This is a genomic window from Bradyrhizobium sp. AZCC 1719 (genome assembly GCF_036924525.1).
In the GTDB taxonomy this organism is placed as follows: Bacteria; Pseudomonadota; Alphaproteobacteria; order Rhizobiales; family Xanthobacteraceae; genus Bradyrhizobium.
The window spans coordinates 6,028,544-6,052,312 of record NZ_JAZHRU010000001.1; the positions used below are offsets into that span (position 1 = coordinate 6,028,544).

Annotated in this window: 17 protein-coding genes and 1 pseudogene; 9 read left to right on the top strand and 9 right to left on the bottom strand. The window is 62.7% G+C overall.

Going from position 1 to position 23,769, the window contains the following annotated elements; all coding sequences use genetic code 11:
* Positions 1-3: 3 nt before the first annotated feature.
* From V1292_RS28615 to guaA, 3 genes and pseudogenes are all read right to left on the bottom strand, one after another.
* Positions 4-1,821 (bottom strand): ATP-dependent helicase, encoded by a 1,818-nt coding sequence (locus V1292_RS28615; protein ID WP_334375924.1) that lies wholly within the window; start codon positions 1,819-1,821, stop codon positions 4-6.
* Entirely contained in the window at positions 1,808-3,592 is a 1,785-nt protein-coding gene (locus V1292_RS28620) for an ATP-dependent nuclease (protein WP_334375925.1), read from the bottom strand. Before V1292_RS28620 ends, V1292_RS28615 begins: the two co-directional genes overlap by 14 nt.
* Positions 3,593-3,755: 163 nt before the next feature.
* Positions 3,756-5,352 (bottom strand): annotated as a pseudogene (guaA, locus tag V1292_RS28625) (glutamine-hydrolyzing GMP synthase).
* 237 nt (positions 5,353-5,589) lie between these two features.
* Between guaA and V1292_RS28630 the strand changes: the two are divergent.
* Positions 5,590-5,922, top strand: a complete 333-nt coding sequence (locus V1292_RS28630; protein ID WP_334375926.1) for a DHCW motif cupin fold protein — start codon at positions 5,590-5,592, stop codon at positions 5,920-5,922.
* A 107-nt stretch (positions 5,923-6,029) separates the two neighbouring features.
* Here the strand turns inward: V1292_RS28630 and V1292_RS28635 are convergent, their stop codons facing one another.
* Entirely contained in the window at positions 6,030-7,328 is a 1,299-nt protein-coding gene (locus tag V1292_RS28635; protein WP_334375927.1) for an RsmB/NOP family class I SAM-dependent RNA methyltransferase, read from the bottom strand.
* Between the two features lie 634 nt (positions 7,329-7,962).
* On the opposite strand from V1292_RS28635, the gene V1292_RS28640 reads away from it, so the two are divergent.
* From V1292_RS28640 to V1292_RS28655, 4 genes are read left to right on the top strand one after another with little or no spacing between them, the layout of a single operon-like run.
* Positions 7,963-10,155, top strand: coding sequence for a TonB-dependent receptor family protein (locus V1292_RS28640; RefSeq protein WP_334375928.1), 2,193 nt, complete (start codon positions 7,963-7,965; stop codon positions 10,153-10,155).
* A gap of 14 nt (positions 10,156-10,169) precedes the next feature.
* Entirely contained in the window at positions 10,170-14,081 is a 3,912-nt protein-coding gene (cobN, locus tag V1292_RS28645) for a cobaltochelatase subunit CobN (protein ID WP_334375929.1), read from the top strand.
* Positions 14,078-14,557, top strand: coding sequence for a MotA/TolQ/ExbB proton channel family protein (locus V1292_RS28650; RefSeq protein WP_334375930.1), 480 nt, complete (start codon positions 14,078-14,080; stop codon positions 14,555-14,557). Before cobN ends, V1292_RS28650 begins: the two co-directional genes overlap by 4 nt.
* A complete protein-coding gene (locus V1292_RS28655) occupies positions 14,554-14,871 on the top strand; it encodes a DUF2149 domain-containing protein (RefSeq protein WP_334375931.1) in 318 nt (105 codons plus the stop codon). The genes V1292_RS28650 and V1292_RS28655 overlap by 4 nt, the downstream gene beginning before the upstream one ends.
* A gap of 54 nt (positions 14,872-14,925) precedes the next feature.
* On the opposite strand, the gene V1292_RS28660 is transcribed toward V1292_RS28655, so the two are convergent.
* Positions 14,926-15,342, bottom strand: a complete 417-nt coding sequence (locus tag V1292_RS28660) for an MAPEG family protein (protein WP_334375932.1) — start codon at positions 15,340-15,342, stop codon at positions 14,926-14,928.
* 321 nt (positions 15,343-15,663) lie between these two features.
* Between V1292_RS28660 and V1292_RS28665 the strand changes: the two genes are divergently transcribed.
* From V1292_RS28665 to V1292_RS28675, 3 genes are all read left to right on the top strand, one after another.
* The gene (locus tag V1292_RS28665; protein WP_334375933.1) at positions 15,664-16,356 is read left to right on the top strand and encodes an acriflavin resistance protein; all 693 of its coding nucleotides are present in this window, start codon (positions 15,664-15,666) and stop codon (positions 16,354-16,356) included.
* A gap of 118 nt (positions 16,357-16,474) precedes the next feature.
* The gene (locus V1292_RS28670; RefSeq protein WP_334375934.1) at positions 16,475-17,443 is read left to right on the top strand and encodes a dienelactone hydrolase family protein; all 969 of its coding nucleotides are present in this window, start codon (positions 16,475-16,477) and stop codon (positions 17,441-17,443) included.
* Positions 17,444-17,691: 248 nt separating this feature from the next.
* Entirely contained in the window at positions 17,692-18,525 is an 834-nt protein-coding gene (locus V1292_RS28675; protein ID WP_334375935.1) for a metallophosphoesterase family protein, read from the top strand.
* Between the two features lie 6 nt (positions 18,526-18,531).
* Here V1292_RS28675 and V1292_RS28680 read toward each other — a convergent pair whose 3' ends face one another.
* From V1292_RS28680 to V1292_RS28695, 4 genes are all read right to left on the bottom strand, one after another.
* Entirely contained in the window at positions 18,532-18,804 is a 273-nt protein-coding gene (locus tag V1292_RS28680) for a hypothetical protein (protein WP_334375936.1), read from the bottom strand.
* A gap of 117 nt (positions 18,805-18,921) precedes the next feature.
* Positions 18,922-19,947 carry an NADP-dependent oxidoreductase gene (locus V1292_RS28685; RefSeq protein WP_334375937.1) on the bottom strand — a complete coding sequence of 342 codons (1,026 nt, stop codon included), beginning with the start codon at positions 19,945-19,947 and terminating at the stop codon, positions 18,922-18,924.
* Between the two features lie 174 nt (positions 19,948-20,121).
* A complete protein-coding gene (gene guaB / locus V1292_RS28690; RefSeq protein ID WP_334375938.1) occupies positions 20,122-21,612 on the bottom strand; it encodes an IMP dehydrogenase in 1,491 nt (496 codons plus the stop codon).
* A gap of 222 nt (positions 21,613-21,834) precedes the next feature.
* On the bottom strand, positions 21,835-22,083 hold the full coding sequence (locus V1292_RS28695; RefSeq protein WP_213285993.1) for a hypothetical protein: 249 nt from the start codon (positions 22,081-22,083) through the stop codon (positions 21,835-21,837).
* Between the two features lie 138 nt (positions 22,084-22,221).
* On the opposite strand from V1292_RS28695, the gene V1292_RS28700 reads away from it, so the two are divergent.
* The gene (locus tag V1292_RS28700; RefSeq protein WP_334375939.1) at positions 22,222-23,700 is read left to right on the top strand and encodes a DHA2 family efflux MFS transporter permease subunit; all 1,479 of its coding nucleotides are present in this window, start codon (positions 22,222-22,224) and stop codon (positions 23,698-23,700) included.
* Positions 23,701-23,769: the final 69 nt, after the last annotated feature.

The following is a 23,769-nucleotide window of genomic DNA, read 5'->3' on the forward strand; positions in this document are numbered from 1 at the left end:
TGATTACTCGCCGTAGGCCTCTTCCATTCGCGCTTCAAGTTCGTTCAAGAACGGGGAGCGCCCCCAATTCATCCTCCCGCCACGCGTATCAACATAGCCGGAATAGAGCATGTGGATCTCGTCCCGAGCTCGCGTAAGGCCGACGTAGAACAACCGTCGGCTCTCGCGGCGAACCGCCGGCAGCTCATTGCGCCAGGGCAGACTTCCGAGATCGAGACCAACCATGATCACGACGTCATATTCGCAGCCCTTCGCGGAGTGCAGCGTCAACAAATTCAGGTGCAGCGGTGAGCCATCGCGTCCCCCGAGGCTCGCTAGGTCAAGGTCCGCGAGCGGCCCCCCGACCGCTAGCGCCGCGGACATGCGGTCTACCTGTTCACGCTGATCGGCGAGGCTCGGTTCGGTCGCCATCAACGCATCCAGAATCCCAGCCCGTACTCCCGCCACGAACTCCCGAGCGAGTCCCTCCTCGACTCGAAGCGACCAGAGAAGCTGTGTTAGACGTTGCGTTTCATCACGCGCCTGTGCGTCGGATATCCGAGTGCGGTGAAATCCGAGCCAGCGATCGAGCAGCCCACGCAACTGCGGACGGGCCTTGCGCCAGCCGCTGGAGCACCAGGCGGCGCAATCCTCGATCCAGCTCGTGAGCGCGACTTTCCGATAAGGAGCTGCGGTGTCGATGCGGACGAAATCAAGACCCGCGGCAGCAGCAGCTTCCGCGACGACGTCGCCGGCCCGATAATCCCGGTAGAGAATGGCGATCTCGCCGAGCGCGCGTCCGGGCTTGGCCGCGAGCGCTGCCGGGATGATCTCGGCGACCGCGTGCGCAGCCTGTCCTTCGAGCCCAGCGGGGCATCGGACGAATTCGATGACCGCCTGTCGGTCCGGGTCGTTGGATTGATAACCACGAGCCTCGCCGAGCGCCATTTCCGATGCGCTGACGATGCGCGACGCCGAACGATAGTTGAGCTGGAGCTGAACACGCTCGACATCGTCCCGCCCGGCCAGTTCCTGCAGCAGGGCTCCGTCCGCGCCGGTGAAGCCGTAGATCGACTGATCGGGGTCACCCACCGCAAAGAGCCGGACGCCGCCATCGAAGGCGACGCGCTTCACGATGCGGTGCAACGCCACGCCGAGGTCCTGATATTCGTCGACCGCGAGGACCGGAAATTTCGCCTGAAGAAGCGGGAGCACCCAGTCATGCTCCGACACCAGTCGCTGCCCGAAAATCACAAGATCATCGAAGTCGATGATGCCTAAGCGACGCAGCTCGGCCTCATATCCCTCCGCCCATGCGGCGAGCTCCGCCTCGCTGGTCCAGGCGATAGACGTCCTATCGAGAACCGACCGTCGATGCCGCCCAAGTTCCATCGGCTTGTTGGGATGGCCGACGCCGAACAGCCGATCTCCGACCCGCTTCATTGCTTGGTCGCTCTGCCGTTGCGTGGCGACGGCGAGCGGGAACGGCACCGGCAGGTCCGCAAGCCGGCCATAGGGCATGAGGAGATGCCTCAAGCAGAAGCCATGGACTGTGCCGATAAACAGATTGGGCGCCTCGCGCAGGCCTAGCCGTTCGAGGCGACGCGTCAGCTCGCGTGCACACTCCTGGCTATAGGTGATGCACGCCGCCCCGCGCGGTGCGCGCACGTCCTCAGCCATGATTCGGGCGAGCTTGAGCACCAGCGTCTTGGTCTTACCGCTGCCGGGTCCAGCCAGCACCACGCAGTGGCCAGTTGAGTCATAGGCCGCCTGCTGGCCCGGATTGCCGACAAGATCGGCCGCCTGGGCGAGATAGGCCGCACTGACGCTACGCAACGGCATTGCGAATGTGCTCCAACGCCTGGCGGATGTATTCTGGGCAAGTGTCCTCGGTGACGCTGGGCGCTAGCGCCTGGGCAAAGCGACCCTTGCCGACCCGTTCAATGAGAGCAATAAGGCGATCATCATCGAGTGTTTCGGGATCGTCCACCCATCCCTGCAACTCTTCGCGCGAGTCGTCGCCGATAGCCAGCTCTCGCTCGATCACCTCCTGAATGTCCTCGGCAAGCCCTCCGGTGAATAGTTCCGGCTCGAGGGTGTTGCTGTTGACAAAGTAGCCGAAGGGTTCGGCGCGAGCGATCACGGCGTCAGCGTCAAGACGCCGGTAGTCGACGCCTTCTTCAAGCAGTTGTAGCAGATTGATCAGGCGGCGGCGGACCCGAGGGGGACTTCTACCATTTGGGTCGCGGTCCGTCAGAATGACATGCGGGATGTTCAGTCCCTGCGGACCCAGCAGCTTGACGTAAGGCGTGAAATTGGTGCCGCCGACCGAGCATACCGTGATGCCCAGCATATCGAGCGGAATGTCCAGCGCCTCTGCAAAGGCGGGCACCAGGAAGCGCTCCGCGTCGCCCTCGACCAGGATCACCCCTCGGGCGAAGAAGATTTCACCACGGCTCACATCGATATAGCGCTGAAGGTCCGCCTCGTCGCGCTCATCGAGCGGAGCCGTGGCGGTCGAAACCGCCACCGTCGCATTCGTTTCCGCGTCGTAGCGGAGCAGCACGATCGAGCGGATCGGCGTGACGCTGGCGATATGCGGCGAGTGCGTCGTCAGGATCGTCGTGAGCGGCGGCGTATCTTCTTCGCCATTCCCGCCACTGCCCAGGAAATAGCGATAGACGAGACGCTGGACGTGCGGGTGAAGGTGGGCCTCTGGCTCCTCGACGACGAAGAATGTGTGATCGCGCTCGCCATCCGTGACGAGGTGATCGAGTTCCAGACTCTTGAGCGCCAGGAAAATCAGGTTCGCGGTGCCGAGACTGGCGTCGGGAATGCCACGTGCGCCATTGTCGATGAGCAGACGCAGGCTGCGCAGCAGCGCGTCGACCCGCGTCGGCGCGAGACCGAGCGTCAAGGGGACGGCATGCTGCTCCCCGGCAATGGCGATCAGTCTCTCGCTGATCCGCTCTGCGGTCGCGACCACCTCATCATGGCTGACAAGCTCAGCCTGCGCGTCGTTCACCTGCTGCTGGATTTCCGCGCGCGCATCCTCGTCGAGCGACGTCGCCAACTCCTCGATCAGCGGCCTCAGCGGTGAGTTGCGCCAACTCGACAGATCCTTCTCGGCATCGCGCAACGCAACCTGCACGTCGAGCGGCAGCATCCGCCGCAGCGATGGGCCGACGGACATCTCGGGATCGTCGCCGCTGAAGATGATGTACTCATAGTCGGCCAGACTCTCCGGATCCCGCCCGAGATTGGCCTTCGGCTGAAAGCGATAGGTGAGCCGTGCGACCATCGGCGGCCCGGGGTCAACCACGCAGTCATTAAGATGCGCCATCAGACGCGGATTGCCGGTGAAGTCGGTCAGCTCGACCGCGATCTCGATCGTCTCCCCAAGCTTGTCCTCTCCTAGACCGTCCCAGAAATGCTCGAGCCCGAGCTGGCGATCACGCTCGGAGAGGCCGGGGTCGAGGATCAGTTGCAGGGCACGGACGAAGTTGCTCTTGCCGACCTTGTTCTCGCCGACGATGACGATGCTTTCGCCCGTTGCGACGTCTAGTTCCGCGAAGTTGGCGAAATTGGTTATTCTAACTCGTGAGATGCGCACACTTCTCCCCCCCAACTATTGGACGCTGCGATTGGCCCACATCGCAATGTCCGCCCAAGGCATGAGAGCATCTTAGAGAAGAAATCCATCTTCGATCATGCGGACGTAATCTCTTACTGCGTCGCCTTCAGGCGCCCCCTGGCGTGGCATGGCTGCTGTCAAATCACTCCCACTCAATCGTCCCCGGCGGCTTGCTCGTCACGTCATACACCACCCGATTCACCCCCTTCACCTCATTGATGATCCGCGTCGCGGTGGCGCCGAGGAAGCTCATGTCGAAGGGATAGAAGTCGGCGGTCATGCCGTCGGTGGAGGTCACTGCGCGTAAGCCCACGACGTATTCATACGTGCGGCCATCGCCCATCACGCCGACCGTTTTCACTGGCAACAGCACGGCAAAGGCCTGCCAGATCTTGTCATAGAGGCCGGCTTTGCGGATCTGGTCGATATAGACCGCGTCCGCGTTGCGGAGAATGTCGAGCTTTTCCTTGGTGATGTCGCCAGGACAACGGATGGCGAGACCCGGGCCCGGGAATGGATGGCGGCCGACAAAGATTTCGGGCAGGCCGAGTTCGCGTCCCAACACGCGGACTTCGTCCTTGAACAGTTCGCGCAACGGCTCGACCAGCTTCATGTTCATGCGCGCCGGAAGGCCGCCGACATTGTGGTGCGACTTGATGGTCACCGAGGGGCCGCCGGTGAAGGAGACGCTCTCGATCACGTCGGGATAGAGCGTGCCCTGCGCCAAAAATTCGGCGCCGCCGATCTTCTTCGCTTCCTGCTCGAACACGTCGATGAACAGGCGGCCGATAGTCTTGCGCTTCGCCTCGGGATCGCTGACGCCCTTGAGCTCGCCGAGGAAAAGCTTTGAGGCATCAACATGCACCAGCGGGATATTGTAGTGATGCCGGAACAGGTCGACGACCGTCTCGGCTTCGTTCAGCCGCAGCAAGCCGTGATCGACGAACACGCAGGTGAGCTGGTCGCCGATCGCTTCGTGAATCAGCACCGCGGCGACCGCGGAATCTACGCCGCCGGACAGGCCGCAGATCACCCTGCCCTTGCCGACCTGGGCGCGGATTTTTTCGATCGCTTCCTCGCGGAAGGCGCGCATGGTCCAGTCGCCGGTGAAGCCTGCGACCTTGCGGACGAAATTGCGCAGCAGCTTGGCGCCATCAGGCGTATGCACCACTTCGGGGTGGAACATCAGGCCGTAATATTTGCGCTTCTCGTCCTGGATCACCGCAAACGGCGCGTTCGGCGAGACGGCGGCCACCGTAAAGCCCGGCGGCATTTTGGTGATGCGGTCGCCATGGCTCATCCACACCGGATGGCGCTCGCCCATCGACCAGGTGTCGTCGAACAATTTGCTCGCCGTCTTCACCTCGACATCGGCGCGGCCGAATTCGCGGTGGTGGCCGCCCTCGACCTCGCCGCCGAGCTGGGCGGCGAGCGTCATCTGGCCGTAGCAGATGCCGAGCACGGGGACGCCGGAATCGAAGATCAGTTGCGGCGCACGCGCCGAGCCTTCTTCGTGCACCGACTCCGGGCCCGCCGGAGAGGATCACCGCCTTCGGCTTCATCTCCTTGAAAGCGGCTTCGGCCTTCTGGAACGGCACGATTTCGGAATAGACGCCCTCCTCGCGCACCCGGCGGGCGATCAGTTGCGTCACCTGACTGCCGAAGTCGACAATCAGAATCTTGTCATGCGCCGAGGCCACCGAGGTGGTCTGCTCGCGGGCTTTCTGTGCTGCTGTCATGGACAGGAATTACGCGACGGGGCGCGGCCTCGCAACCGCGGCAACGGGCTGACCCACATTCTTTCTCGGGCATGGACAGATCGATACTGGGTAAGTATTATTGACCTAATTTGGCCGGCCGCGCGCTGTCGTTCCGGGGCGCGCCTAAGCGCGAACCCGGAACCTCGAGATTCCGGGTTCGCTTCGCGCCCCGGAATGACGGAGACTCTCTCTTATGAAGATCGCAGGACATTCCGCATGAAAATTCCCACCCTGCCCTTCACCGTCACTGACTGGAGCCAGGTCGCCGCGACCACGCATCCGGGTGTTTCAGGCGAAGCGCTGTGGCGCACGCTCAACATCGGCGACTTGCGCGTGCGGATGGTCGAGTATTCGCCGGGCTATTTCGCCGATCACTGGTGCGACCGCGGTCACGTGCTCTATGTGCTGGAAGGCGAGCTCGATACCGAACTGCGCGACGGGCGGACGTTCAAGCTTCGTGCGGGGATGAGCTACCAGGTGTCGGATTTCGGCGATGCTGCGCATCGCTCGTCGACGAAGACCGGAGCGAAGTTGTTCATCGTGGATTGAAGATCTCTCCTCGTCATTGCGAGGAGCGAAGCGACGAAGCAATCCATCTTTCTTTACGCCGCGCGATGGATTGCTTCGCTTTCGCTCGCAATGACGCGGAAAGAGCGTCACGCCTTCTTCAGCACCGAGACGAAGAATCCATCCGTGCCCGTGCGACGAGGCGTCATCAACCAGCCTTCCGCCGATCGCAGCGCAGCCTTTTCAAAATCTTCCGCTCTGTCCCATAGCATGCTCGCCGTCTCGTTCAGTGGCTGAATCGAAAACTCGGGATGACGTGCCACGAAAGCGCGGACTTGTTCGCCGTTTTCGCTTGGCAGCACCGAGCAGGTGACATAGGCGATCCGGCCGCCCGGCTTGACCAGGCGGCTTGCGCGATCAAGCACTTCGGCCTGGTCCTTCAAGCGAACCTCCAGCGCGCCGGGGCGCATCCGCCATTTGGCATCGGGGTTGCGGCGCCAGGTGCCGGTGCCGGTGCAGGGCGCGTCGATCAGCACGAGATCGGCGGACGACTTGATGTCGGCCAATGGATCAGTGTCGCCCTTCGGCGCACGAATCTCGGCGTTGTGGACGCCGGCCCGCGACAGCCGCTCGTAGATCGGGGCGAGCTGGCGCTTGTCGCGATCGGTCGCGATTAATCGCCCCTTGCCTTGCATCATCGCGGCCAGCGCCAGCGTCTTGCCGCCGGCGCCGGCGCACAGATCGATCACCTGCTCGCCGGGCTTTGCAGCGGTGAACATCGCCGCAAGCTGCGAGCCCTCGTCCTGCACTTCGATCGCGCCCTTGATGAAATCCTCTTCCGCATGAATGCCGGGATTGCGGGCGTCGGCGCCGAGTTCGATGCGGAGCCCGATCGGCGACCACGGCGTCGGCGTAGCTCCGAGATAGCCAAGCGACGCCAGCACTTTTTCGCGCTTGGCCTTCAGCGTATTGACGCGCAGATCGAGCGGCGCGCGGCTCGCCATCGCGGTCGCCTCCGCCACGCGATCGTCGCCGAACACGGCAACGAGATGCGGATCCAGCCATTCCGGATAGTCGCCGGCGATGTGCGGCGGCGCGGCGTCGATGGTCCGCGAGGTGAGCGCCGATCGTTCGGCCTCGGTCAGCGGTTCCGGCGCAAAGCGTCCGCCGTCGCAGAGAGCCGATATCGCCTCGACATCGAGCTTGCGCTCGAGCTTCATCATGCCGAGCACGCGCGCCCGCGGCGTGTCGGCGTCCATCAGCCAGGCGCTCGATGCCCGCCGCCGCAGCACGTCCCAGATCAGGCCCGAAATCGCCGCGCGGTCGCCCGAGCCGGCATAACGATGCGCGGTGCCCCACTCCTTCAGCGCCTTTGCCGCCGGAACGCGTTGCGCGTCGATGGTTTCGATCAGTTCGATAGCGGCGGAAAGGCGGGCAGCGGGGGTCATCAAGAACTTTCGGCGTCAGAGCGTTGTCGAACGAAAACAATTCAAGACAAGGGGGCTAGCACATTGCACCAAAAGGAAAACCAGCAAACGCGCTCGGTTTGACAACAAGGTCTGGCACCGCCGACCACGTTCCATGGAAGCGATCGCCGATAGCGTCGTGCATTCACCGCGACCTTCACGACATTCAACTTGCGTCGGTGCTTTTGATTGGGCCCAACATCCCGTTGACAACGGATGCCTCCACTCCGTACACGTTACGTTATAACGTTACATTCGGTAGGGTGTTACCCGAATGGCGGGATTGGGGAATGGCATGGGCGTGGCGGGAATGGTTGGCGTGGCGGACGCGTGGGTGCGGGGGACTGAGGCTGCGCCGATTTCGGTAGTTTCTTGCGCAACACATCGATCAGTCGGATTGAACCATCAGGTGTGGCGAGCCTCAAGGCTGACGCTACTCGCCAGTGTTGGGGCTGTTTACGCAACGCTTGCTCACGGCCAGACACCGACTAGCTCCGACAAACCCTCTGTCTTGCTCGAAGCCATCACAGTGGCCGCGCCACCGCGCTCCGTCACTGCTCCGCGGCGCCCGGTAGCTGTCCCTCGGGTCCCGGCGGCTTCGGCGCCGTCCAATTCGGTGACGCCGGCCAGCGAAACGTCGCCTCCGGCCGCCAACGCAAGCCTGAATCCACCGCCCTTTCAGGCGCAGCAGGAGCGCTTCATCCGACGCCCCGGCGCCGAGACCGTCGTCTCGGTGACGCAGCAAGACAAGGGCAATCAGGCGAACCTGAGGGAGGTTCTCGAGCAAACGCCGGGTGTCTACATCACCGATCGGGGCGAGAACACGCTCGGCACAATATCAATGCGCGGCAGCGATAGTTCGCAAACCGGCCCGCGAAGCGGCCGCGGCGTGCGCGGCTACATGGATGGCGTGCCGATCGGTCGCATCGAGAGCGGCATCACCCAAGCGTTCTTCGATACGAAGGCCATCGACTATATCGAAGTCTATCGCGGCGCGAACAGTCTGCGCTATGGCGCGCTCGCGACCGGCGGAGCGATCAACGCCGTTTCCAAGACGGGATTGACCGCACCCGGAGTGGCGCTCTCGGGTTCCGGCGGGAGCTATGGCAACGCGTTCGGCCAGTTCGAGGTCGGCGGCGCGAAGGGACAGTTCGACTACTACGGTCAGGTCAACCAGTATCGCAACGACGGATACCAGTTCCACTCCCGCAGCGAATCGACGAAGGCCAGCGGAAACTTCGGTTGGCGGCCGAGCGAGAACGTCGAGAACCGGACCTTTGTGTCTTTCAGCAAGAGCGAACAGCAATTGCCGACGTCGGTGCCGCTGAAGCAGCTCGATACCTACCGGCGATCCGGTTACGATCCGACCAACGCCTCATTTCCCTACAATCTGCGTGCGGACTACGACTATCAGCGCATCGTGAACAAGACCGTCATCCGCGCCGGCGATACGGCCTATGAGATCGCGCCGTATTTCATGGCATCCCAGTTTGACCATCTCCCCTCGCCGCGTGCCGGAATCGTCGATGTCAAATGGCAGGACAGCGGAATTTCGCTTCGCGCCGAACGCAAGACCGAGATTGCCGGCTTGCCGACCGAGCTCGTGGCGGGCTTCCGGCCGACCTACGAAACCGCCAGGTATCGCGACTGGCAATGGGCTGCCGGGTCGGCGGGCAATCAGAAATCCAAGCTCGTCTATGATGACAGTTTTCGTTCATGGCTGACGGAAGGATTCTCTGAAGCCGCAATCGAGATCGTCCCGCGCGTGCGCCTGTTCGCCGGCGCACAGGTATTCTGGACCAACCGAATCTTCCGCGACGAGTATTCCGGACCCGTGGTCCCCTCGGGCGGCCTGCTCGGGCCCGCCAGTTCAAACGGTCGTCGCAACTACGATCGTGAGTTCAGCGCGCTCAATCCCAAACTCGGCGTGAACTGGGAGCACACCAGGGATCATTTCTGGTTCGCCAACATTTCGCGAAGCACCGAGGTCCCCAACAGCGGCGACATCTTCTCGCTATTGGGCATAGAGCAAGCCGTCAACGGATTGAACAATCCGGCTGTGCAGCTCAACCTTACGCAAGACTTGCGCATGCAACGCGCCTGGACCGCCGAAACGGGCATTCGCGGCGGTTGGGAACGCTTCGGTTACGACATCACGCTCTATCATATGCGCCTGCGGGACGAGATATTGTCTCAATGCGCTCTGGGACTGATTCCGCTGAACCGCCTGACGCCGGGACAGCGGGCGCAGATAAATGGCCAGTTCGCCTGCAGCCAGTCGGGCAATCTTGTCGCCTATAACGCCGACCGGACCATTCACAGCGGAATCGAGACCGGCTTCAAGACGCGGCCTTTCGTCGATGTGTTTACGCACCGCGATCATATCTTTCTGAACGCCATCTGGAACTATACCGACTTTCGCTTCGACAACGATCCGGTATTCGGCAGCAACCGGTTGCCGGTGCTGCCGACACATCAACTGTTCGGAGAATTGGGATACCGGCATCCCTCGGGCTTCTATGCTTCCGGCAATATCCGCTACGTCGGCGAGCGTCAGGTGACCTTCGACGGCTCCGGTGGCGACGCCTTCGTCGTCCCGGCGTACGCGCTGTATGGCATCAAGGCAGGCTGGAAAGCCCCCGATAATTCCTGGACGCTGTGGTTCGAAGGACGCAACCTGACGAACGTCGCCTATGTGGGTGACTTCGTGCCGCTGCTGAAATCCAGCGATGCGGCATCTGGAACGCCGTCAGTTTATCCCGGTACGGGGCGGGCGTTCTATGCTGGCTTCACCAAGCGATTCAACTAGCGGGATCGCGCGCGATGTTGAACCGTATCGGCTTCGCTTTGAACTGCCTTGTAGCGATCGTGGCCCTCGTTGCCTTGCCATCGCCTGCGACGAGAGCGCAAGATGCGGGCGCTTCACGTCCTGTTTCGCACCTTCGTGTCATCACGACCGATTTTGTGCTGCCGGGAAGACTCGACAAGCTTGCGCGCCTCGCCAAGGACGCCGGGTTGAAACTCGATCACGTCTATGTTGAGGCCGACGCTGGCGATCCCAAGGCCTGGATCGCGGGCGTTGACCTCGTGATTCTCGATACGCCTCGCCCGATGGACCTGGCGAAGGTTCAGGAGCGGATTGGCGCTGCCTTGACGGAAAGTCGGACGCCGTGGATCCGCGTCGGCGGCGGCCCGCCGGGATTCGGCAATTTTCCGCCGACCGAAGCACGGCGACTGATTGGCTATTATTCCAGCGGAGGAGAATCCAACCTTCGCGCGATGTTTGCATCCCTTGTTGCGCAGGGCAATTCCTCCATCCCTGCGCCCACACCCATCCCGCAGACGGGATTCTATCACCCGCAGGCCGGTGCGCTCTTCAAGTCCGTCGAAGATTACCTGCAATGGGGGGCCGATCGATGGAAGGAAGGTGCACCGCGTATCGCCATCAATATCCACCCAGGCTTGATATCCGGGATGGAGACGCAGGTGCTCGATGCATTGGTCGCACGCAGCGAGAGTCTCGGCCTGGCGCCAATCCCCTTCTGGTTCGATGCCGCGGACCCGGAAGCGCTGCAAAAGAGCGTCGGCTCAGCAAAACCCGATCTGCTCATCGTAGCCACGCATATGCAGAACGGCCGGGCCCGACGCGCCGAGTTTGCAAGCCTCAATATTCCCGTGGTCCAGACGGTAAGCTTCCGGGAGGGCGATCCGGAAGCCTGGTCAGTTGCCGATACGGGCATGAACTCGAGGCTTGTTGCGACGTTCCTCGCGCAGCCGGAAAGCTGGGGTATCAGCGACCCCATGGTGATCGAGGCCGTCCGCAAAGGCGAGCCGGTGCCGATATCCCCGCAGGTGGATGCGTTGTTGCACAAGGCGGCGCAACTGTCCGCTCTCCGTCGCAAGCCGGCGGCGGACAAGCGGCTGGCGTTGATGTTCTGGAACTATCCGCCGGGAGAAAAAAACGTCTCGGCTTCCAATCTAAACGTTCCACGCAGCCTCGAACGCCTGACCGCATCGCTTGCCTCGGCCGGCTACAACGTACCTGCCGCGGACGAGGCACGGCTTATCAAATCTGCCCAGGCGATGATGGGCGCCCTGTATCATCCGGAACGGCTGCCCGCCTTGCGCGACGAAGGCCTCGCCGCCACCCTGCCCCTCGCCCGCTATCGCACATGGCTGGACGAATTACCGCAGAGGCGCCGCGAAGAACTGCTGGCGCGCTGGGGCGATCCGGGCGCTCAACCTGACGTCATCGAGATCGCAGGCGAAAAGCATTTGGTCATTCCGCGCCTTGCGCTCGGCAATCTTGTCATTATGCCGCAGCCGCCCCGTAGCGGGCGGCCGGGCGCCGACTATCACGACACCAAACAACCGCCCGGGCACCTCTATCTCGCTACATATCTTTATCTGCGAGAGGCCCACGGCGCCGATGCGCTCATCCATTTCGGTACCCACGGCACGCAGGAATGGACACCCGGCAAGGATCGCGGATTGTCCGTCGACGATTATCCCTATCTCGCCATCGGCGCCCTGCCGGTGTTCTATCCCTACATCCAGGACAATGTTGCGGAAGCGATCCAGGCCAAACGCCGAGGCCGCGCCGTGACGGTCAGCCATCAGACGCCACCCTTCTCGCCGGCCGGTCTCTACGACGAGCTGCGCGACCTGCATGCCAAGATCCACGAACATGCGCAGCTCGACGAAGGCACGGTCCGCGACCGGGTCGCGGCCCAGCTTCGCAAGACCGTGCTGGCCGCCAACATGCACCGCGATATGGGATGGAGCGAGCAGCGAATGCAGGACGACTTCGCCGCCTTCCTCGCAGAACTGCATGATCATGTGCACGCGCTCGCAGACCATGCCATGCCGCACGGCCTGCATACTTTTGGTGAGCCGGCCAGCGATGAGGAACGCGTCGCGACCGTCATGCAGCAGCTCGGCACACCGTTCTATCGGAAGCTTGGCGCCGATCCGAAGGAGTTTTTCGCAGTCGATTCGAGCAAACTGCAGGACAGCCCGCCTTACCGGCTGCTGCGACGGCATCTGAGGCAAGGCGTCTCGCTCGACGAAGTAGCGGATCCGGAACTGCGGACGATGCTTGAGCGCGCCATGGCTCTCGATCGCCATCTCGTCGGGACGGGCGAAATCGAGGCGCTGCTTGCGGGCCTTGCCGGCAGCTTCGTCAGTCCGGGCCCCGGCGGCGACCCCATCCGTAATCCCGATGTGCCCAGCGGCCGCAATCTGTTTGGATTTGAACCCGACAAGATTCCGACCAGGGAGGCCTACGAGGCAGGCGGCGTGGCGCTCACGCAGCTTCTCGATGCATATCGTGCCGAGCATGGCGGCGAGATCCCGACGAAGCTGGCCTTCAGCCTGTGGTCGGGCGAGACCATGCGTCACCTCGGGGTGATGGAAGCGCAGGCGATGCATGCGCTGGGCCTTCGCCCGGTCTGGGACCCGGGTGGACGTGTTGTTGCAATGGAGATCATTCCTGCTGCGGAACTCGGCCGCGCCCGCATCGACGCGGTACTGCAGGTGACGAGCGTTTATCGCGACCAGTTTGACGGCTTCATGCGGCTGCTTGCTGGCGCCATAGCGCGGCTCGGCACTCTCGACGAGGCCGGAAACACGATTGCTCACAACACGGAAGCGATCGCCGGCAGGCTGACCGCCCAACTGGGGACAGCGCAAGCGCGCCGTCTTGCATCCATGCGAATGTTCAGCAATGCACCCGGCGATTACGGAACAAGCCTGCCGGGCGCCATCCTAAAGTCCACGGCCTGGGAGCAGGACGCGCCGCTTGCGGAAGCGTTCCTGTCGCGACTGCAATACGCCTACGCCGACAAGGAATGGGGAACACGGATCGAAGGCGGAAACCTGTTTGCCGAGCAATTGAAGGGTACGCAAGCTGCAGTCCTTTCACGCTCCTCGAAGCTGCACGGCATCCTCTCCACCGACCACCCGTTCGAATATCTCGGCGGCTTGTCAATTGCGGTTCGACATCTCGATGGCCGCAGTCCCTCGCTCTATATCGCCAACCTGCGCGAACAGAACTCCCGCATCACCTCAGCGGCCAGGTTCCTCGCCGACGAGATGCGTTCGCGCTACCTCAACCCGCACTGGATCGAGGGAATGCGGCAGGAGGGTTATGCAGGAACACTGGAGATACTGAATGTCGTCAACAATTTCTTCGGATGGCAGGTGGCTGATCCGAACACCGTGCGCGCCGATCAATGGCAGGCGATGCATGACACTTTTGTTCGCGACGTCCGCAATCTGGACCTTGCTGCCTGGTTCGAGGCGCACAACCCGACTGCGCAGGCGCAGATCGTCGAACGGATGATCGAAGCGATCCGAAAAGGCTACTGGGACGCTGCCGAGCAGACCCGCAAGGAGTTGATCCAGCGCTGGCAGGAGCTCGCGGCCCGTCACGACATCAATCTCGGCGAGCCAGAGACCGTCGCCTTCATTGCAAAAACCGCGGCCGGCTTTGGCTTGAACGCCGCGGCTGGCGGCGCCGCCTCGAACCAGCCGAAATCGGCAGAAGAGCTGGCGGATGGATCCGAGCCGGTTCGTGGCCCCGTCCTTCAGCCGACGCCCCCTGCGCCGGCCGGTGCCGATGTCGGCTGGCGCGCCTTGCTTGGCGCTGCATTCCTGTTTGCTTGTTTCGTTGCCGGCGCGGGCGTTCAGACGCGCACCAACCGGCATATGTCGACTTTGGGACGAGGCGCATGAAGACTATCGATTCCACTCTGTATGTTCTTACGACGGTGTTTCTGTATCCGATCCTGGCGCTGATCCTGGCCTCCCTGATCTACGCGTTCGTCGCGCTGGGAGCGTTTGCCGCCGAGGCATTGCAACGCGGACGCGGCCAACACCGGTCTCGCCTTTCCGCCTATCATGCGGCAACACGCGCCGGCAGTGCCGATCTCGAACTATGGATCATGCAGCGGCTTGAGTGGCTGAGGATCGTGTCGCGCACTGCACCCATGCTTGGACTTGTCGCGACGATGATTCCGATGGGACCGGCACTGCTCGCGCTGTCCAACAATAACGCCAGAGCCGTCGGGGAAAATCTGGCACTCGCCTTCTCGTCCGTGATCCTGGCGCTGGTAACGGCAAGCATCACCTTTGCGATCCTGACGGTACGCCGCCGCTGGCTGTTGCAGGAATTGCGCGCTGTGGAACGCGCCCAGGAGACTGCGTCATGAGGTTCCTGTCGGAGACGGATGCAGACGATCCAATTCTTTCGGTGGTCAATCTGATCGACGTATTTCTCGTCGTCATCGCGATGTTGATGATCGTCATCGTGCAGAATCCGCTCAATCCATTCTCGAACAAGGACGTTGTCGTCGTCGAAAATCCGGGCAAGCCGGACATGCGCATCGTCGTGAAGGACGCACAGTCGATGACGCAATATGAGACGAGCGGCGAGATCGGCGAAGGGCGGGGAATGCGCGCCGGCATCACCTACCGCCTGCCGGACGGGCGGCTGATCTATGTGCCGGAGACACCTCGCCCATAGGCAGAGGCCCACGCCGCGGCAGGCCAACGGCTGGCCGCACGGGTTCGGACTAGATCAGAAGAGAAGCTTCAGCGCGAAATAGATCCACATCACAAGCAGCACCAGCGCGCCGGCAAACCACGCCAGGCTGCGCTGCTGGATGTTGTTCGAGGTGACGAAAATGCCGGCATGGGCAAATCGTGTCACCACGAACACCCAGGACATCAGCACGATGAAGAGATCGGCCCGGCGCAGCGGCAGCGCCAGCGCGATCAGGAGGTAGAACAGCAGCGGTACTTCGAACTGATTTGAGAAGCAATTGCCGATCTGGGCCACGCGGGCCGGATATTTCGGCTGTCCGAGCGCGATGTCCTTCAGGCTGGTTTCGCGGGCCTTCACCGCCTTGGTGCGGGCCGTCACCATCCAGAACATCAGGAAGAATGTGAGCCCGATCAGAACGAAGACCGGCAGCAAAACCATTTGAACCGACATGAGAATCTCCCCCGAAGCCTGCGTGAGGCCTTACAGCAATAGCGAGGCGCCCCTCACCTGACAAATCCACTTAATTCTGCGTCATACCGCTCAACCCCTCATCCTGAGGAGCCCGCGAGAAGCGGGCGTCTCGAAGGATGTAGGCCACAGACAGGGCCTCATGGTTCGAGACGCGCTTCGCGCTCCTCACCATGAGGGTCTTATGACGCAGGACGTTTAACCGGGCTCGCTTGAACCACAAGGAGAGCCCAGACGACCAACTATCGAGAATTCCGAAGGTTCTGGTCTCGAACCGGCCTTGAAGCAATCCGCGAGCAGGCGATGAACATCACCTCCCCGATCCTGACCGGCGCCGGCCGTGCCGCCGAGCTGCCCGGCGATTCCGTGACCTCCCTGCTCCGGGCCGTCGGATTCAGCGACGGCCCGGACGGCGGCCTTGGCATCGTCATGTCGGCCTTGGCCGGTATCGCCGCGGCGCTGGCGGTCGCGATCATGCTCTCCGTCTATTTCCACGGTGGCCACCGCAGCCGCCACGATCTGCTCAAACACGGGCTTGCCGCTTCCGCGGTGCTGGTCCTGCTCGCCTTCGCAATCTCGGACATCAGGCACGCGGCGCAGGCCTATCTCGGCCTCAATCCGGCAAAGCCCGCGGTGGAATTTGAAATCCGCCTGCCAAAGGCGACGTTGACGACCGCCGCAGACATCCAGATCGAGCTGCTCACTGACCGGAACCAGAAGCTGGCGAAGGTCCAGGAGGCGCTGGCCTCCGCGCCCGACGGTCGCAGCATCTTGCGCGGGACCGTGACGCTCGATTATCGCACCACCGAGCGGATGATGGTGCTGAACCTCCCCGGCCGGGCCCAAAGCACGTTCCGCCTGCGGCTGCCGGCAAGCCCCTCGCATTCGGAGCAGTTCGGACCATGGCATCTGGCCGACGGCATCGTCCCCGCCAATGGCGGCACGGTGACACCGGAGAGTCATGACGCCTTCGCGATCCGCTACCGCGTGCTCTGACGCCATTGAGATATAAAGATGGCGGACCGCTGGGCACATTTGCTTTGACGCCAACAACCGGCGCTCTACTGTATCCCTGACGGTCGCCGAAAAAGAGCGGCCGCGGGAGGATTGAAACTTGCGATTTCGCGATCAGGACATTGTCTTCGCCAACGGCGCCAAGGGACAGAATATCGATATTCTCACCGCCAATCCGGTCAACTACTTCCACGTCATCAGCAATGCAGCCGAGCTGCCGAGACTTGTGATCGACGGCAAGCTGTTCCTGCCGGCTTCGAACGATCGCAAGCGCAATGGGAAGCTGCCGCTGGTGATGGTGGTGCCGGGCAGCCTCGGCGTTGCGGCCTCGCATTTGGCGCATGCCGAAACGGTGGTCGGTGACGGCTTTGCGGCGTTTGTGCTGGATAGTTTCGGCGCGCGCAATGTGACTTCCACCGTCGCCAACCAGACCCAGTTCTCCTTTGCTGCCAGCGCCTATGACGTGCTGGCGGCCTGGATGGTGCTGTCAGCCCATCCGGAGATCGACGCATCCCGGATCGGCGCGCAAGGCCACAGCCGCGGCGGCTCGGCCGTGCTGACGGCTGCGACGCGCCGCTTTGCCGATGCGGTGGTCGGCGCCGGCGCCGGTTTTCGAAGCGTGCTTGCCGCCTATCCCTGGAGCGGCCATCAGTTCCTCGATCCGTCCGTCGACGAGACCGAAATCCGCGTCATCATGGGTGATGCCGATGAATGGTGCTCGCCGATGCAGGTGCAGGGCCATTGCCAGGCCGTCCGCCTCTCCGGCGGCAAGGCGACGATGCGGCTGATCGGCGGCGCGCAGCACAGTTTTGACCGCGGCACCGGAATCGAGAACGTCGCTGACGCGTCCGTCTCCCCCGCCGCGCCGACGGCCTATATCGCCAATGACGGCGCCTTCATCCATCCGCTTCAGGGCGTCGCGGAGAGCAAGCTGACCGACCGCGACCTGATGATCTATGCGCTGAAGGCCGGCTATGGCCGCAAGGGCGCGAAGATTGGAAGCCGCGACGGCGACGCTGAGCTGTTTCGGGAGGACATGCTGGCGTTTTGGCGACGGACGTTGGGGTGAGGATCGCGCCATCCCGAAAACTGTCAGCACCCGCGAAAGCGGGTGATTCAGTATTCCAGAGACAGCAATGATTGAACTGATGGGCCGCGGCGTACTGGGTACCCCGCCGGAGCCTGTCATCGGGCTCGCCGAAGGCGAGACCCGGTGGCGGGGTACGACAATGGAAAGTGGGGCGGCGACGGCGACTTAAGATATCGTCATCGTTCTGACTCCAGACGCGGCGATAATCCGTCCGAAAGGATTGCTGCATGACCGAATTTCGCCTGACGCAAATTTCCGATACCCACCTCACCCGCCGTCTGCAACAACTCACCGACAATTTTCACCGCGTCAGCGAGCATATCGACGCGACGCGTCCCGATCTCGTCGTCAACACCGGCGATCTCGCCTTCGACGCGCCGACCAACCCGGACGATCTCAACTTCGCGAAGGAATTGCACGACGCGCTGCCGGTGCCGTGCCGACATCTGCCTGGCAATCACGATGTCGGCGACAACCCGACGGCCGTCGGCGCCCCGCCGAAACCGCCGGCAACCGAACAGGAGCGGCAGAAATATCTGTCCGTCATCGGCGAAGACCGCTGGCGCTTCGATGCGGCCGGCTGGAGCTTTATCGGCCTGAATTCGCTAATCATGAACACGGGAATCGAGAGCGAGGCCGAGCAGTTCGGCTGGCTGGCGGCGGAGCTTGGGCGCATCAATGGCAGGCCGGTTGCGCTGTTCCTGCACAAGCCGCTTTACCTGCACACGCCTGATGATCCCGAGACGGCGGGAACGGCAATCCGCTATGTGCCGCAGCCCCGGCGCAGGAGTTTGATCGAGATGTTTTCGGCCGTCGATCTGCGGCTGGTCGCCTCAGGCCACGTTCATCAGCGGCGCGACTTTACCTTTGGCCACACCCGCCATGTCTGGGCGCCCTCCGCCGGCTTCATTATTCCCGATCGGATGCAGGAAGTGATCGGTGTCAAGGAAGTCGGGCTGGTAGAGTATCGTTTCCAGCCCGACGCCCTTGAAGTCCGGCACGTCAAGGCGCCGGGACAAACCGATGTTGATCTGGATTCACTGATTGGCAGGAAATCCTAGAGCAGCTCAGTATTCCCGCTCAACGTAGCCGTAGTAGGAGCCACCATCGGTCCACGGTGCCGTCGCAAAGGCACCTACGCGTGGGGCCGGCTGAAACCGGTTGCCGTAGTAACCGGGTCCGGGCGTCACAGTGACACCGTAACCTCCCGTCGTGTAAGCGGAGTTCGGATAGTTAAACCCGATCATGCCGGGTTCCTGATAAACCGCCTGAGCCATCGCAGGAGTGGCCAGCATCGTGGCGGCAACCAGGCCGAGCGATAGTTTCTTGAAGATCGTCATTTGGCTTCTCCATTAGATGTCAGGGCCAACGACAGTTTCGAAGGGACGTTCCGCCACCTCAAGTAGGCGTGAGCTTCCTCGTTGAGGGTTCCCCAGAACTCCGGGCGCGCGCCGGTTTCAAATCCTGTCCGGCCCGACGCGCACCAACTGCTTACCGAAATTGGCCCCCTTCAGAAGGCCCATGAACGCTTCAGGCGCACTCTCGAGGCCTTCGGTGACGAATTCCTTGTGCTTGACCTTGCCCTCGCGCACCCAGCCCGACATGTCACGCAGGAAGTCGCCGTGGCGCGCAGCGAAATCGCTGACGATGAAGCCGCGGATGGTGAGCCGCTTGGTCAATACCGCGCGCATCAGGGACGGCGCCCATTTCGGCGCCACCGCCTGCGTGTCATTGTAATGCGCGATCAGGCCACAGACCGGAATGCGCGCAAAGGCATTGAGCAGCGGAAACACGGCTTCGAACACCGCGCCGCCGACGTTTTCGAAATAGACGTCGATGCCTTTTGGGCAGGCATCCTTCAGCTTGGCCGCGAGATCAGGATCGCGGTGATCGAGGCAATCGTCGAAGCCGAGTTCATTCTTGACGTAAGCGCATTTGTCCTTGCCGCCGGCAATGCCGACCGCGCGGGCGCCCTTGATCTTCGCGATCTGGCCGACCGCCGAGCCGACCGCGCCGGAAGCGGCCGCGACGACGACGGTCTCACCCGCTTGCGGCTTGCCGATGTCGAGCAGGCCCGTATACGCCGTCATGCCGGGCATGCCGAGCACGCCGACCGCGGTCGAGATCGGCGCGATTTTCGGATCGATTTTTGCAACGCCCTTGCCGTCGGAGACCGCATGCGTCTGCCAGCCGGCGCGCGACAGCACGATGTCGCCCTTGGCGAAGCCGGGATTGTTCGAGGCGATCACTTCGCTGACGGTGCCTGCTTCCATCACGCCGCCGATCGGCACCGGCTGGGCATAGGACGGCCCGTCACTCATGCGCCCGCGCATGTAGGGATCGAGCGACAGCCAGATGGTGCGAAGGAGCACCTCGCCAGCGCCCGGCGTGGGGATGGGGCAATCCTCGAGCCGGAAGTCGGAGGGTTTTGGTTCGCCGACGGGGCGCGAGGCGAGAACGATGCGTTTGGCTGATGCGGACATGACGGTTTCCTCCAAATGTTATTGTTCTTCGTCATTGCGAGCGTAGCGGAGGAGTCAAGCAATCGGAAGCCGTCATTCCGGGATGGTCCGCAGGACCAGACCCGGAATCTCGAGATTCCGGGTTCGATGCTTCGCATCGCCCCGGAATGACGACGGTAATTTCGTCTGTCGAAACTACGCCCCGCCCGGATAATTCGGGCTCTCCCGCGTGATCGTCACGTCGTGGACGTGGCTTTCGCGCAGGCCAGCACCGGTGATGCGGACGAACTGAGCCTTGGCGTGGAATTCGGCGAGGTTGCGTGCGCCGACATAGCCCATCGCGGCGCGCAGGCCCCCGGCGAGCTGGTGCATGACGTTGGCGACGGGGCCCTTGTAGGGCACCTGGCCCTCGATGCCTTCAGGCACGAGCTTCAGCGTGTCCTTGATGTCCTGCTGGAAGTAGCGGTCGGCCGAGCCGCGCGCCATCGCGCCGACCGAACCCATGCCGCGATAGGCCTTGTAGGAGCGGCCCTGCCACAAAAACACTTCGCCGGGCGTCTCGTCGGTGCCGGCGAGCAGCGAGCCGACCATGGCGATGTCGGCGCCGGCAGCGAGCGCTTTGGCCAGATCGCCTGAATATTTGATGCCGCCATCGGCAATCACGGGCACATCGGCCTTCTTCGCCGCTTCCACCGCATCCATGATCGCGGTGAGCTGCGGCACGCCGACGCCGGCGACGATGCGCGTCGTGCAGATCGAGCCCGGGCCGATGCCGACCTTGATCGCGTCGGCGCCCGCGTCGATCAGCGCCTGCGCGCCCTCTTTCGTTGCGATGTTGCCGGCAATCACCTGCACCGCGTTGGAAAGCCGTTTGATGCGATTGACCGCGTCGAGCACCCGCGAGGAATGGCCGTGTGCGGTATCGACCACGATCAGGTCGACGCCGGCATCGATCAGCCGCTCGGTGCGCTCAAAGCCACCCTCGCCGACCGTGGTCGCGGCAGCCACACGCAGGCGGCCATGCTCGTCCTTGCAGGCGAGCGGATGCGCAACCGCCTTTTCCATGTCCTTGACGGTGATCAGCCCGACGCAGCGGTACTGGTCGTCGACAACGAGCAATTTCTCGATGCGGTGCGTGTGCAGCATCCGCTTCGCCTCGTCCTGGCTGACGTCTTCGCGAACCGTGACAAGGTTCTCATGCGTCATCAGCTCCGAGACTTTTTGCTTGGGATTGGTCGCAAAGCGGACGTCGCGGTTGGTGAGAATGCCGATCAGCTTGCCGGGCGAATTCTTGCCGGCGCCGGTGACGACGGGAATGCCGGAAAAGCCGTGGTCCTTCATCAGCGCCAGCGCGTCCGACAGCATCGCATCGGGACCGATGGTCAGCGGATTGACCACCATTCCGGATTCATACTTCTTGACCTGCCGCACCTGGGCGGCCTGCCCTTCCGGATCGAAGTTGCGGTGAATGACGCCGACGCCGCCGGATTGCGCCATCGCGATCGCCATGCGCGCTTCGGTGACCGTGTCCATCGCCGACGCGATAATCGGAATGTTCAGCGGAATCGCGCGGGTCACGTAGGACCGGATATCAGCCTCCGAGGGCAAGATATCCGAGAGACCGGGTTTCAGAAGCACATCGTCGAACGTGAAGGCTTCACGGATACCCTGAAGGCCCTGCGCCATTGCCAACTCCTTTCGGCGGCTCGCCGCCCCAATCAGTTCTATGGATGAACGCCGCCTTCGGCGATGCTACCGGCATCGCCGTCGAATCGAAGCCCATCGGTGGGGTTGACGGTGGTCGATAGCATGGCAGCACGCCGAATCAAAGCGTTTGACGGCTATGCACAGACTTTTCGGGAAACGCCGCAATCCCAAGGGCTTAGGGGAAGAGTTTACGGCAAGGCCTTACGGCCGATAGCCCGGCGGCGGCCCGTGCTGGCGGATCGCCTCCACCACCTCGCGGTGCCGGCGGTCCTCCCGCTTCATGTGAACCGCGATCAGCGCATGCGCCGACGGCACCAGGAACAGCACGTGGAAGATCAGCCCGAAAACCAGGCAAAACACGATCAGGACCAGGTTGAAGATCGCCGAAAACGGCTGCCCGTTCAGGAGCAGCCCGAGCGGCGGCAACAGCGCGGCGAGAACGTAGATCATCATGACCTCCAGCGGCTGGCGCGGTGCATACCAGCGTCACGCAGGATTTAGGTGGTATGCCCGGTTTCGCAATGGCTTGTGTGACAGTGGGGTGATACAGCGCCCTCGCCTGCCTCTTTCTTCAATCCCCCCATCCCGATGGACAAGCAACGCCTGATCCCGCTGATCGTCGCCACCGCCCTGTTCATGGAGAACATGGACTCGACGGTGATTGCGACCTCGCTGCCGGCGATCGCGGCTGACATCGGCACCAGCCCGCTGACGCTGAAGCTGGCGATCACGTCCTATCTGCTTTCACTCGCGGTGTTCATTCCGGCCAGCGGCTGGACCGCCGATCGTTTCGGTGCACGCATGGTGTTCTCGATCGCCATTGGGGTGTTCATGATCGGGTCGATCGGGTGCGCGCTGTCGCAGAACGTCACCCATTTCGTCATCGCCCGCATCCTGCAGGGCATGGGCGGGGCGATGATGACGCCGGTCGGACGGCTGGTGCTGTTGCGCTCGATCGACAAGAGCGCGCTGGTCAATGCGATGACATGGGTGACGGTGCCGGCGCTGGTCGGGCCGGTGATCGGCCCGCCGCTCGGCGGCTTCATTACCACCTACTTCTCCTGGCACTGGATTTTTCTGATCAACATCCCGATCGGGCTGCTCGGCATCTTCATGGCCATGAAGTACATCGACCCGATCAAGAGCGACGATCCCGAGCGCTTCGATCTCTATGGGCTGGTGCTGGCCGGGATTGGGCTAGCCGGAATCGCCTTCGGTCTCTCGGTCGCGGGTCTCAATTTGTTGCCATGGCCGATTATCGCCGGCCTGGTCGCGATCGGCACCATCTCGATGACGCTCTATGTCATGCACGCGAAACGAACCGGCTCGCCGGTGCTGGATTTCTCGCTGCTGCGACTGTCCACCATGCGCGCCAGCATTATTGGCGGCTTCCTGTTCCGGCTTGGCATCGGCGCGCTGCCGTTCCTGCTGCCGCTGTTGATGCAGGAAGGTTTTGGGCTGACGCCATTCCAGTCCGGCCTGGTGACGTTTGCCTCGGCCGTCGGCGCCATGGGGATGAAGACGCTGGCCGCACGCATCATCCGTGCGTTCGGCTTCCGCTACATGATGACGGTCAACGCCGTCATCAGCGCGGTCTTTCTCGCCGCCTGCGCATTGTTCACGGTGACGACGCCGCTGTTGCTGATCTTCATCATCCTCGTGGTCGGCGGCTTCTTCCGCTCGCTGCAGTTCACCGCGATCAACACCGTCGCCTATGCCGAGGTCGAGCCGGCGCAGATGAGCCGAGCCACCACGCTCGTCAGCGTCAACCAGCAATTGGCGATATCGGCAGGCGTCGCCGTCGGCGCGTTCTCGGTGGAATCGACCATGCTGTACCAGCATGTCACGGAGCTGAGTGCCGGCGTATTCCCGCCCGCGTTCCTCGTAGTTGCGATCATCTCGGCGGCGTCGGCATACTTCTTCTGGCAGATGCCCGACGATGCCGGCCACGAGATTTCAGGGCGCAAGGTCGTCGAGATCTCCAGCCGCAAGGGTGCGGAAAAGGCAGCGACCAAGAAGGCCGCCAGCGAAGGCACCGAGGACGCGCGGGACCAGCGGCTGGGGTAACTCGCGGCGCGCTTTCACGCCCAAATGCCGAATTTTCCCGTCTCCGCGCCTCGCCGACTATCCTGCACC